The sequence below is a fragment of the Mesorhizobium sp. M0001 genome (genome assembly GCF_040324255.1).
GTDB lineage: Bacteria > Pseudomonadota > Alphaproteobacteria > Rhizobiales > Rhizobiaceae > Mesorhizobium.
Genome location: NZ_JAMYVS010000001.1, coordinates 636812 through 649415 on the forward strand (window position 1 = coordinate 636812; position 12604 = coordinate 649415).

Annotated in this window: 10 protein-coding genes; 3 read left to right on the top strand and 7 right to left on the bottom strand. The window is 62.9% G+C overall.

Going from position 1 to position 12604, the window contains the following annotated elements:
* The first annotated feature begins 195 nt into the window (after positions 1 to 195).
* Positions 196 to 462, top strand: coding sequence for a hypothetical protein (locus NKK50_RS03030; RefSeq protein WP_023753429.1), 267 nt, complete (start codon positions 196 to 198; stop codon positions 460 to 462).
* A gap of 8 nt (positions 463 to 470) precedes the next feature.
* Here the strand turns inward: NKK50_RS03030 and bmt are convergent, their stop codons facing one another.
* The gene (bmt, locus tag NKK50_RS03035; protein ID WP_023805462.1) at positions 471 to 1493 is read right to left on the bottom strand and encodes a betaine--homocysteine S-methyltransferase; all 1023 of its coding nucleotides are present in this window, start codon (positions 1491 to 1493) and stop codon (positions 471 to 473) included.
* A 114-nt stretch (positions 1494 to 1607) separates the two neighbouring features.
* Positions 1608 to 2465, bottom strand: coding sequence for a helix-turn-helix domain-containing protein (locus tag NKK50_RS03040; protein WP_023681768.1), 858 nt, complete (start codon positions 2463 to 2465; stop codon positions 1608 to 1610).
* A 223-nt stretch (positions 2466 to 2688) separates the two neighbouring features.
* On the opposite strand from NKK50_RS03040, the gene NKK50_RS03045 reads away from it, so the two are divergent.
* Positions 2689 to 3699 carry a fatty acid desaturase gene (locus NKK50_RS03045; protein WP_023670412.1) on the top strand — a complete coding sequence of 337 codons (1011 nt, stop codon included), beginning with the start codon at positions 2689 to 2691 and terminating at the stop codon, positions 3697 to 3699.
* A 91-nt stretch (positions 3700 to 3790) separates the two neighbouring features.
* Entirely contained in the window at positions 3791 to 4618 is an 828-nt protein-coding gene (locus tag NKK50_RS03050) for a phosphate/phosphite/phosphonate ABC transporter substrate-binding protein (RefSeq protein WP_352500491.1), read from the top strand.
* On the opposite strand, the gene NKK50_RS03055 is transcribed toward NKK50_RS03050, so the two are convergent.
* From NKK50_RS03055 to NKK50_RS03075, 5 genes are all read right to left on the bottom strand, one after another.
* Positions 4583 to 5890, bottom strand: a complete 1308-nt coding sequence (locus tag NKK50_RS03055) for a M24 family metallopeptidase (protein ID WP_352543148.1) — start codon at positions 5888 to 5890, stop codon at positions 4583 to 4585. The genes NKK50_RS03050 and NKK50_RS03055 overlap by 36 nt on opposite strands.
* Before the next feature lie 55 nt (positions 5891 to 5945).
* Positions 5946 to 7475, bottom strand: coding sequence for an ArnT family glycosyltransferase (locus tag NKK50_RS03060; RefSeq protein ID WP_352543086.1), 1530 nt, complete (start codon positions 7473 to 7475; stop codon positions 5946 to 5948).
* A gap of 84 nt (positions 7476 to 7559) precedes the next feature.
* Positions 7560 to 10130, bottom strand: a complete 2571-nt coding sequence (locus tag NKK50_RS03065) for a GcvT family protein (protein WP_023725610.1) — start codon at positions 10128 to 10130, stop codon at positions 7560 to 7562.
* A gap of 18 nt (positions 10131 to 10148) precedes the next feature.
* Positions 10149 to 10613 carry an endonuclease domain-containing protein gene (locus NKK50_RS03070; protein WP_352543087.1) on the bottom strand — a complete coding sequence of 155 codons (465 nt, stop codon included), beginning with the start codon at positions 10611 to 10613 and terminating at the stop codon, positions 10149 to 10151.
* A 161-nt stretch (positions 10614 to 10774) separates the two neighbouring features.
* On the bottom strand, positions 10775 to 12352 hold the full coding sequence (locus NKK50_RS03075; protein ID WP_352543088.1) for a trimethylamine methyltransferase family protein: 1578 nt from the start codon (positions 12350 to 12352) through the stop codon (positions 10775 to 10777).
* Positions 12353 to 12604: the final 252 nt, after the last annotated feature.

Genomic DNA, 12604 nt, shown 5'->3' on the forward strand with positions numbered 1-12604 from the left:
GGGAACCGGCTACGGGCGGGTGAGGCAGGCCGGCGGGGGAAACCCTGCCGGCCTTTTTTCGGATCGATTGATCCGAAGCGCACAGATGATCCGCCTGATCGTTAAATTGCGCGGCTTTTCCGGAACGTCATCGCAATGCCCTGCTATTATTGCATGGGGTCGGGACTGGGCTTGGGGAGCCGGGAATTGCAGATCATGAACATTGGAAACACGACGCCGGCGGTGAGACACACGCAGGCGTCGGGAACGCTGTCGCCAGAATCCAGGCGCATCATGGATGACGTCGACGCAGCCCGGAATACCGCAAAGTCGGCGCTGACCAATGACCGCTTTCGTGTCATGCTGGAGCAGATCGGCAATCCGCAGTCGTCGGGTGACCTGGTGACGATGAATGAAAGCGCCGACAGCACCGCCCTGGATTTCAAGACGGCGCTATCGCGTTACGCTGAAAACAGCGAATAAGTTCGATATCAGGCCCGGGTGCGGCGGCGTTCGCGGCGGGCTTCGCTGGTCTCGGCGGTGTTTTCCGTCGCCACCTTGTTGCGCATCGGACCGATGCGCTCGACGATCGCCGCGACGGTCGGGCGTTCGGATTTGGTGTGCGCGTCGAGCGCCTTGCGCATGGCGGCAAGGTGCTGGAACGACGTGCCGCAGCAGCCACCGATGATCTTCGCGCCGCCATCCACCGCCAGCCGGACATAGTCGGCCATCAGCTCCGGCGTGCCGGAATAATGGATCTCGGTGCCACGAAATTCGGGAATGCCGCAATTGCCCTTGACGATCACCGTCGCTTCCGGCTTCGCCTCGGTCATGTCGAGCAGCGAGGCCAGGATGTCGGAGGCGCCGACACCGCAATTGGCGCCGACACCGAGCGGCGTCTCTGAAAGTCCGTCGACGACGCCGTGGATATCCCTGGGCAGCAGGCCCATCATGGTGCGGCCGGCAGTGTCGAACGAACCGGTATAGGTGTAGGGCAGGCCGACGCGAATGGCGGCTTCCGCCGCGGCACGGATTTCGTCCGGCGCAGACATGGTCTCGATCCAGGCGACTTCGGCGCCGCCTTCCTTGAGACCCTCGATCTGCTCGGCAAAAGCCTCGACCGCTTCGTCATAGGTCATGGCGCCGAGCGGCACCAGCAACTCGCCGGTCGGACCGACCGAGCCGGCGACGATGACTTTCCTGCCGGCCTTGTCGGCGACCGCGCGGGCAATCTCGGCGGCGCGCTTGTTCAGCGCATGCACGCGGTCCTGCGCATGGTGCAGCTTCAGCCGGTGCCGCGTGCCGCCGAACGAGTTGGTGAGAATGATATCGGCGCCGGCGTCGACGAAATTCTGGTGCAGGCTGGTGATGGTGTCGGGCGCTGTCTCGTTCAGCAACTCCGGCGCTTCGCCGGCCTCCAGACCCATGGCGAACAGATTGGTGCCGGTGGCGCCATCGGCGAGCAGCACGCCCTTTTCGGCCAGCAGAGCATCGATGGGATTGTTCGCGGTCATCGGATCGGCTTTCAGATTTTGAATGGAATAAGGATATAAAGAAGTCTTTATGTCCAGTCAATGTGTTTGCGACCTGCAATTGCCGCGCGGTTCACCTTTCCGGGGCGTTGGCGATCAGGCAGAACCCGATGGAAATGACGCGCCGGCCAGATTGCGCGCGTAGGCGGCGGCCTCATGCGGGTTGATGTCGGCGGCCCGGATCAGATTGTCGAAATGCTGGGTCAGCGCCTGTACCGGCTGGGTGGCATTCAGCACGACATACATGTCGCCGACATAGATGGCGGCGCGGTAGGGACCGAAGATTGTCAGCGGGATCGAATAGCGCATGCGGCCGTCATAGAGGAACAGGCGGAAGGTGGGGTAGAGATCGTCAAGCAGCGTCGCCATATGGGCAAGCTGCTGCCGGCGGTCAGCCTCGGGAAAGCGGTCCCAGACGCCCAGGCCGCGGGCGAAAATCTCCAGCGTGTGGCGCGGCATGCAGACCTCCATATCGGTCTCAGGGCGCCGGTTGTACTCGATGCGGTACTGCGTCTCGCTGGCCTGCGCCAGACGGCTGCGGTTGGTGATGTTGGCTTCGTAGTCGACCAGCTGGCGTGTGCGCAGGAGATCGGGAATGCCGGCCGGCACATAGCGGATCTTGGTGCCTGCGGCTTCCGCGAACCATTTGGCGAGCAGCGTGCGGTCGAAGCCGTCGGGCGCCTCTTCGATCTCCAGGCTTTCGCGGATTTCGCCGGTGACGCCTTCGTCCTGGGAGAGGCCGAGCAGCCAGTCCAGCGAGATCTTGAATTCGGCGGCGATGTTGAGCAGCGTTTCGGCGCGTGGCAGGCGCGTCGAGGCGCCGGACATCAGTTGCGACAGCGCCGACCGGTCGATGCCGACTGCTGACGCGAAAGCTGACTGGTTGAGATCGGACCGTGTCAGGAGCAGCTTCAGGCGCTCCCGGAAGATTGCCGAAAGGTCCCGTTTGTCCACTGTTCGTTCTCCGCACTCTCTTAGGAAAAATTTGCGCCCGAGCCGTCGAATCAGCACTTCCAGCGTAAATGAATCCGTAGGGTTGTTTACAATGTATAACATCTGCGGTCAAAAATGCGCAATCGCAACATTTTGTACACTTTGTCTCGTTGAGCGGAATCGCTTCTCCTGACACTATGCTGTCAGGAACAATTCCGGCGACTGAGGGACAGTGGTCGATAGCATGACAGGCAAGCGCATCAAGCGACGCGACGCAGCGGCCATCGAGTGGCCGACCGTGGTCCTCGCTTTCTTCTGTTACGGAATGTGGCTCGCTGCCGGGCTCCTGCTCTGGCCCTCTTATCCGATCCCGGCACTTCTTCTCCTCGGCTTCATCCTAGCCTTGCAGTCGTCGATCATGCACGAAGTGCTGCATGGCCATCCGACGCGCAGCGCGCTCATCAACGAAGCCTTCGTCTTCCTGCCGATCGGCCTGGTCTGGCCGTTCCGTCGCTTCAAGACGCTCCATTTGCGCCACCACGCCGACGAGCGCCTGACCGATCCGCTCGACGATCCCGAGAGCTATTACCAGGCGTTGTGGATGCATGACGATCTGCCGCCGACGATGAAATTCCTGCTCAAGATCAACAACACCATGGCCGGCCGTTTCTTTCTCGGCCCCTGGCTGTCCTGCATCGGTTTCTTCGTCGACGACGCCAGGCATGTGATTGCCGGCGATAAGGTGATCGGCAAGGCATGGCTGCTGCATGCGATCGGCCTCGCCATCGTGGTGCCGATCGTGCAGTTCGGCTTCGGCATTCCGGTATGGCTCTACATTCTGGTGCCGGTCTGGCTCGGCCAGTCGCTGATCGCGGTCCGGACTTTCGCCGAACATCAGTGGTCCGAGCACCCTGAAGGACGCACGGTGATCATCGAGCGCTCGCCGCTGTCGTTCCTGTTCCTCAACAACAATCTGCACTTCGTTCACCACAAGACCCCGACCGTTGCCTGGTACAGGCTGCCAAAACTGTTTGCCGACCGCCGCGACGAGTGGCTGCGGATGAACAATGGCTACGCCTATCCGAACTATTTCGCACTGATCAAAGCCTACGCCTTCAAGGCCAAGGAGCCGATCGTGCACCCGGTGCTGCGCCGCCAGCCCGAGCCGGGCAGGGCGTTCAAGCCGCGCATCAGGGCGCGCAGCATCAGCGGGCTTGGCAGCGCGCCGGTTCCGGCCGAGCCGCCGAAGGAATAATCCCCGGACTTCCCGAACCCGTGTCGGCCAATTCTGATTGGACGCCGCGTTTTTGCGATCCTTTCCCGAGCCATGATGATTGAGTGTCGGCATGAGTGATTTGGTTGCGGCATTGCCGATGTATGACTGGCCCGAAGTGCGCGGCGAGGTCGACGCGCAATGGGCAGCGTTGCGCGATGCTTTTCGGCACAAGGGCGTCGATGGGCCGCAGACAATCGTGCGCCGCAATGGCGACCTGCCGCGGGTGCCGGGCGGTATCCACGACGCCGAGGGCAGACTGATCGCGCCCGATCCGGCGACACTGCCGCCGGACGAACTCGACCATCACCAGCTTTGGCTGCATCCGGCGCTGCTGTTCGCGCAGACCTGCTGGGGGCCGATGGAACTCGGCCTGAGCAAGCATGTGCAGGTGGTCGGCCAGCCGAGCTACGACGCTTACGAGGGCGGCGAAGGCGAACTCTATTCGAGCGCGCTGGTGATGCGGACGGGCGAGGGACCGGAGGTTCGCTCGCCCGCCGATGGCAAAGCCTTGCTGCCGCTCGATCTGATGCGTGGCAAGTGTTTTACCTACAACAGCCTCGATTCGATGTCGGGCATCATCGCGCTGACGCGCGATCTGCAGGCCGCCGGCGAAAGCCTGGATATCTTTTCCTCGCGCAGCGAAAGCGGTGGCCATCGCGGCTCGATCGTCGCGGTCGCCGAGGGCAAGGCGGATATAGCTGCCATCGACTGTGAGAGCTGGGCGCTGGCGCAGCGTTTCGAACCTGCGGCAAACGCCGTGAAGGTCGTCGGCTGGACGGCAAGGCGCAAAGGCCTGCCCTACATCACCGCCAGGACGACGCCGGAAAAGACGCTCAAGGCTCTGCGCGAGGCGCTTGCCGGATCAGCCGAGCAGCCTCGCATCCAACGGGTAGGTTGAAAGCTGCTCGTTACCGGTCTCGGTGATCAGGATCTGTTCCTCGATCTTGACGCCCTCATGGCCGCCGAGACGGCCGATATAGCTTTCCACGCACAGCACCATTCCCGGCTCCAGCACGCCATCGGGCGTGTCCGGCGTCCATTCGCTGGCATGTGGCAGGGTTGGATACTCGTCGGCGAGGCCGACGCCGTGATAGAGCACGCCGTAGCGTGTCGGGAAGCAATCTCCGGGCGGCACCACGGAGCGTTCGACCAGGTCGCGAAAGGACATGCCGGGCTGCATCAATTGCGTGTTGTGGGCGATCTGGTCGGCGGCGATGCGGAACAGGTCGCGCTGCTCGTTCGACGGCCTGGCGTCACCGCAAAGCCAGGTGCGGGAGAGATCGGCGCAGAAGCCGTAGGGACCGATCAGGTCGGTGTCGAAGGCGACGAGGTCGCCTGCTTCGATCACCCGCGACGAGCATTCCTGGAACCACGGATTGGTGCGCGGTCCCGAGGCAAGCAGCCGGGTTTCGATCCATTCGCCGCCGCGCGCAATGTTGCCGCGGTGGAGTTCGGCCCACAATTCGTTTTCGGAAATGCCCGGCTTCAACGCCGCTTCCATCTCGCCCATCGCCGCCTCGCAGGCGACGATGGCGCGGCGCATGGCGAGGATCTCGTCCGGCGATTTGATCAGCCGCGCATTTTCCATCACCGCTTCGCCATTGCCGATCGAAATGCCGAGCCGGGCGAGTTCCTCGACGCCTTCCGGGTTGATGTGGTCGACCGCAATGCGGCTGTTGCCGCCGCCATGCTCCTTGACCAGATCGGCGATGCCGGCCGCCCAGCGGCGGACTTTGTGCTCGGTCAGCTCACCGCCATAGAGGTACATCCACGACACTGCCGGCCGCACCTCGTCAACGACGCCGGAATGGTCGGACAGATGCTCGCAGGAGAAATAGTCGAACAGCACCACGGGTCCCTCAGTGGCGATGAAGCAGTGGCGGGTCGGATTGTGCGCGACCCACAGCTGCATGTTGGTCGAATCGGTGGCGTAGCGGATGTTGACGGGGTCGTAGAGCAGCGCGCCGGCGTAGTTTCGGCGCTTCAGTTCGGCTCGGATGCGCTCGAGCCGGTATTGGCGCATAGCGGCAAGATCGGGCGCGGCGATGCCTGCCGCTTGCCATTCGGTTTCAGCCAGCGCGCCATAGCCCAGCACATGCTGGTTCAGCGACGCCGCTTTCTGGCGCGAGGCGTCGCGCAAGGCTTCGACGGAGCCCGGCTCGAACGGCATGATCTTGCGGTGACGGCCGAACCCTTGTTTCTCCACCCGACGCCTCCCTGCCGACTTACTGTGGCGCTACGCCCGCGGCCGCTTTCTTCAGCCGCGTGACCGTCAGCGTGCGGGTGGGCGGCTCGCTGTCGAACAGCATCGGGACGACCAACTGCTGCGGCGAGCCGTCAGCGACATAGCCGGCCTCGCTCAAGGCCCGCAGGATGCCCTCAGGAGGTTCCTTGTCATTGGCCATCACGAGCACCGCCGGCTCGATCAGCAAATGGCCGAAGTCCGGCATCTCGTCGTCGAGCACGACCAGATCGGGATCGACAAGACGCAGATTTCCCACCCAGTGCCAGCTCGATATCGCCGTGCGAACCGGACCGTTTGCCGTCAGCTGGCCATAGAGCGACTGGTAGTCGACACGCACGATGCTGCCGCGGCTGTCGCCGCCATTGAGGTGCGTGTACCAGGTCACCGGCAGCACGAGGATGGCAAGCGTTGCGCCGACAAAGACGACGACGTCCTGCACCTTCCTTCCCTTGTCGCCTCTGGCATCCATCCGCAAGGCCAGCGCGACCGGCAGCAACACAAGGATGGGAAGCATCCAGCGATCGCGAAATTGCGTCGTCCCGCTCGCCAGGACGAGCACGATGGTCATCGCCAGGGCAAAAGCGATGGTGCGCCACACCAGTTTCTCGGTCCATGGCGCCGGTTGCAGCGCGGGCGCCGGCTTTTTCCATGCGATGAGCAAAGCCGCGACGAATATGCCGGCCGGCAACACGGCGAAATACAGGATAGCCTTGCCCAGTCCGCGCATTCCGTAGAATGCGGTTTGTATGGCGCTTTCTCCTCTGCCCATGCCGAAGCCGCCGCTGTGCGACAGCAACTGGTCGGTGTAGGTCAGGTTCCAGTAGAGCGTCGGCAGGCAAAGCAGCACCGCCACGACAAGGCTGATCGAAAACCGGCGGTTGAGGATGACGCCGCGCGTTTCGCGCAGCGACAAGGTGGACAGCATCAGCGCGCCGAGAAAGATCGCGTTGTTGTATTTCGACAGGATGGCGGCGGCCATCGCCACGCCAAACAGCACATAGGTGGCCAGCGAACGCCGCTGCACCAGTTCAACGAGCGCAAGAAACAGCACCACTGAAAAACAGAAAGCGGCGATCGAGTGGGTGAGGGCGTGCTGCATCTCCCACACCATCTGCGGAAACAACAGCAGGCCGAACAATGCGGCGGCGCCAGCGCGGCTGGAATAGCCCAGGCGGCGGACAGCGATGAAAACCGACGCCAGCGCCGCTCCGATCAGCAGGTACTTCACGATCTTGAGCGCCAGGATGTTCGTTCCGACCACGGCGGCGACGAGGCGGGCAAGCCAGGTGTAGAGCGGCGGCTGCGAGCCGCCATAGCCAGCCCAGAGGTAGTGCATGTACATCAGCTGTTCGGAATCGTCGACGCCGACACCGGTTCCTACGACATGGGACAGCAGCGCCATCACCACGATCTGGACGACGCAATAGACCGCGACGCAGACCAGTGCGGCGTTGAAGGGACCGACCTTGCCTTCGCCGAGCCAGTCCGTCCATTTCTCTAGATACTGCAAGGGGATCGTCTTCTCATCGAGGGAAAATGCCTGCGGCCAACTGCCGAAGGCCCCTTACACGATCTCACGCTCCCTGTCGCCTTTTCAGGTCCGCATCTTCTCGCCGCTGGGGTCGAAGGGCGCCTCGACATTGATACGCGCCGGACGCCGGTGGCCGAGGATCTCGATCTCGAACAGTCCGGCACTTTCGTCCTCGGCGAGTGCCGCCGGCACATAGCCCTGCGCCATCGATTTCTGCACATAGTGCGCATAACCGCCCGAGGTGACCCAGCCGACCACGCGCCAGTCGCCGTCGACGATGCCGCGCACGGCGGAAGCGCCTTCGGCAGCCTTCGAGCCACGCACTTCCTTGCCCGCCATGTCGAAGCGCGGCGCGCCATAGCCATGCGGCTTTTCCACCGTGCCATAGTCCTTGCCGACCTTGGCCCAGATCGGCTCGTCGCCCATGACATCGGCGTCGGCCGCATCGATGATGAAGGAGACACGGCGCAGTTTCGGTCCTTCCGCCTGTTCCTTGGCGGCGGCCTCGCGGCCGATGAAGTCGTTCTTCTCCAGCTTGATGAAGCGGTCCATCCCGCCTTCGAACGGGCCGTAGATCGGCCGCAGCTCGCGGTACCAGGTCGGGAAGTTCTTCTCCAGGCGCATGGAGAGCAAAGCGCGCATGCCGAAATCGACGAGGCCGAACTCCTCGCCGGCGTCCTTGATCGCCTTGTAGACCAGGCGCTCATAGGCCGGCGCCATCCAGATTTCATAGCCGAGATCACCGGTATAGGTGATGCGGTTGACCATGCAGGGCGCGCCGCCGACCGCCATTTCGCGGAAATCCATGAAGCGAAACGCCTTGGTCGAGATGTCGACATCGACCAGCTTCTGCAAGAGGTCGCGCGATTTCGGCCCGGCGATCGACAGGCCGACGAGCGTCTGATCGAAGCGGTGGATGCGCACCGAACCATCCTTCGGCAGGTGTTTCTCGAACCAGCGCATGTGGTATTTCTGCGCGGCGGAAGAGCCCCAGATCATGAATCTGTCTTCGCCTGCCTTGGCGATGGTGAAGTCGCCGATCAGCTTGCCGAATTCGTTGATCATTGGCGTCAGCACGATGCGGCCGATCTTCGGCATGCGGTTGGTCATCAGCCGGTTGAGGAAATCCTCAGCCGCAGGTCCCGACACTTCGTATTTGGCGAAGTTGGCGATTTCGGTGACGCCGACGCGTTCGCGTGTGGCGCGCACTTCCTCGCCGATAGGACCGAAATCGTTGGAGCGGTGGAAGGAGACGACGTCCTTCGGCTCCTTGCCCTTCGGCGCGAACCACAGCGGGGTCTCCAGGCCCCAGCTATCGCCCATGACGGCGTTGTTGGCGAGCATCGTGTCGTAGAGCGGGGTGGTTTGTGCAGGGCGCGCAGCCGGCAGCTCTTCATTGGGGAAGCGGATGGAGAAGCGGCGCGAATAGTTTTCGCGCACCTTTGCGTTGGTGTAGCGCAGGCCGGCCCACTCGCCGAAGCGGGCGACATCCATGCCCCAGACGTCGAAGCCGGGATCGCCATGCACCATCCAGTTGGACAGCGCGAGGCCGACGCCGCCGCCCTGGCTGAAGCCGGCCATGACGGCGCAGGCGCACCAGAAATTGGTCAGGCCCTGCACCGGCCCGACCAGCGGATTTCCGTCAAGCGCGAAGGTGAAGGGGCCGTTGATGATCTGCTTGATGCCGGCTTTCTCGATGCCGGGGAAATGCTTGAAGCCGATCTCCAGCGACGGCGCGATGCGGTCGAGGTCCGGCGGCAGCAGTTCATGGCCGAAATCCCACGGCGTATTGACCGGCGACCAGGGTTTGCAGGCTTTTTCATAGGTGCCGAGCAGGATGCCGTTGCGCTCTTGGCGGGTGTAGATCTCGCCCTTGAAGTCGAGCACGCCGATCATCTCGCGGCCGGTCGATTTGTTGAACTCTTCGACCTCGGGCATCGGCTCGGTGAGCAGGTACATGTGCTCCATGGCCAGCACCGGCAGTTCGACGCCGACCATGCGGCCGATCTCGCGCGCCCACAGGCCGCCGCAGTTGACGACATGCTCGGCGTGGACGGTGCCCTGTTCGGTGACGACGTTCCAGGTGCCGTCAACTTCCTGCGTCAGTTCGACGACGCGGTTGCGCAGCACGATCTCGGCGCCCAGCTTCTTGGCCGCTTTGGAGTAGGCGATCGTCGTGCCGGAGGGATCGAGATGGCCTTCGACCGGATCCCACATGGCGCCGACGAAATTGGTCTCGTCCATCAGCGGGAACATCGCCTTGGCTTCGGATGGCGTGATCAGCTCGGTGTCCATGCCGAGATAGCGGCCCTTGGCGTGGGCCAGGCGCAGAAAATCCATGCGCTCGGGCGTATCGGCCATCATCACGCCGCCGGTCAAATGCAGCGAGCAGGACTGGCCGGAGATTTCCTCGATCTCCTTGTAGAGCTGCACCGTGTAGGCCTGCAGCTTGGCGACGTTGGGATCGCCGTTCAGCGTGTGGAAGCCGCCGGCCGCATGCCAGGACGAGCCGGAGGTGAGCTCGGAACGCTCGATCAGCATGATGTCGGTCCAGCCGGCCTTGGCGAGGTGATAGAGCACCGAGCAGCCAACGACGCCGCCGCCAATGACAACCGCTTTAACGTGAGATTTCATGAGAGATAGGTCCGTTTTTTAAGAGATTGAATCGAATGGGCGGGGCGTGAAAACAAAGCGGAGATCGGCCGCAGCGACGTTCTCGGCCAACCTGCCATCAAGTGCGGCAAGGATGGTCTCGCAGGCGGAAGTGCGATGGTTCAGGACGTCATGGTTCCAGAGACGCAGGATCGAATAGCCTTGCGCGCCCATGAAATCGTCACGGCGACGGTCATAGGAGCTGCCGGCGTGTTGATGGCCGTCGATTTCCACGACAAGCCATTTTTCGCGGCAGGCGAAGTCTGCGTAGTATGGTCCGATAGAGAACTGTCGCGTGAATTTGTAGCCGCCAAGTTTGCGGGCTTTCAACTCAAGCCAAAGCAGAGCTTCGGCCTGATTGTCACCTTGTCTAAGTTTTCTGGCTCGCAGGGTAGTGCCATTCTTGCGGCGACTGCGGGTTTGACCAGCGCCTTCCCCCACTCCGTCGCCGCTTCGCGGCGCCACCTCTCCCCCCTCCGGAGGGAGAGGAAGGGAGCCAGCCCGCATAACTTCGCGCCTTTCCTCTCCCCCGTCGATCGGGGGAGAGGTGTCGAGCGCCGCTCGACGGAGTGGGGGTCGACTGTTCATCAGATCCATACGAATGATCAGTTCATCAACAACATCGATCAAAAATCGGTCGGCGCGCCGCCTTCGGACGTGCGCTTTTCGACGAAGTCGTTGAGCTCTTCACGGATCGCCGGGTCCATATAGGGTTCCTCGTAGGATGCCAGCCGCTCCTTCCAGACCTTGTTGGCCTTTTCCAGCGCGGTCGGCGATCCGGCTTCGGCCCAGGTCTCGAAATTGCGCCAGTCGGAGAGGATAGGCGAGTAGAAGGCTGTCTTGTAGCGGTCCTGCGTGTGCTGGGTGCCGAAGAAATGGCCGCCGGGGCCGACCGACTGGATGGCGTCGAAGCCGAGCGCTTCGTCGGACAGGTCGAGCGGGGTGAGGAACTCGGCCACCATCTGCAACAGGTCGATGTCCAGGATGGTCTTCTCGTAGGAACAGCGCAGGCCACCTTCGAGCCAGCCGGCGCCGTGCATCATCAGATTGCCGCCGCCCTGGATGGCGCCCCACAGCGAGAACACGCTTTCATAGGCTGCCTGCGCGTCGACCGTGTTGGCGGCGCAGGTATTGGAGGTGCGGTAGGGGATCTTGTAACGGCGGGCAAGCTGGCCGCCGACAAGCTGCGCCTTCATATATTCAGGCGTGCCGAAGGCCGGCGAGCCTGACTTCATGTCGACATTCGAGGTGAAGCCGCCATAGCCAACCGGCGCGCCCTTTCTCACCATCTGGGCAAAGGCGATGCCGGACAGCGCCTCGGCATTTTGCTGCACCAGCGCACCGGCGATGGTCACCGGCGCCATCGCGCCGGACAGGGTGAAGGGCGTGATGACGACGACCTGACCCTTGCTCGACATCTGGATGATGCCTTCCATCATCGGCACATCCAGTTTCAGCGGCGAATTGGTGTTGATGATGGTGAAGACGGACGGCTCTTCGAGCATCTGCTCATGGCTGATGCCGCGGGCGATCCTGGCGATCTCGATGCCGTCGACATTGCGCTCCTTGCCGAGCGAATAGATGTGGAACACCTTGTCGGTCAGCGTGGCGAGGTCGCGGATGCATTCGAGGTGGCGCACGGAAGGATGGATGTCGGTCGGCTCGACCGGATAACCGCCGGTGCAGTTCAGGATGTTGTGCATCTGCGCCAGACGCAGGAAGTTGCGGTAGTCCTGCTGGTTGCCCGGACGGCGGCCGCGATCGAGGTCGGAGCAGTTCGGTGCCGACGCCATCATCGACAGGATCACATTGTTGCCGCCGAAGCGCACATTGTGCGCCGGGTTGCGGGCATGGAGCGTGAATTCCGACGGGCAGTTGGAGATGAGATCGAGGATCATGTCGCTGTCGAAGCGCACGCGCTCGCTGCCCTCGCGGACATCGGCGCCGTTTTCCTTCATCATGCGGCGCGCTTCGTCATGCAGCACGTCGACGCCTATTTCCCTCAAGACGCGCAGCGAGGCGAGGTGGATCGATTCCAGCTCGTCGTCAGAGACCAGCTTGGTCGGCGTCAGCGGATTTCTCAGTTGCCGAAAAGCCGGCTGTTCGAAGGCGGCCGAGCCGCCGGCGCGCTTGCCCGCACGGCCACCGCGACGGGCCCGGTCGGTTGCCAAAGGCGGTTCGGCTGGATGCAGGGCGGCGGTCATGATGGTCCTCGTACGATGCTGGTAGCGGGCGGCATAATGGACCGGCGGCTGTCCGACCATTGCGGAGGCGGCGACCACTAGGACGAGGGAAGCGACATGCCCGAACGGCAGTCCGATTGTTGACAACCTTGCCGGGGATTGGCGGACAGGACGCGCCCACTGCGGCTCTTGGCGCAAGGGGATTTCAGGCGCGGCCCTTCCTTTCCCTAAATCGAACCGCTAGCTCAGTGGTTTGCCGCTGGATGGGCCGGC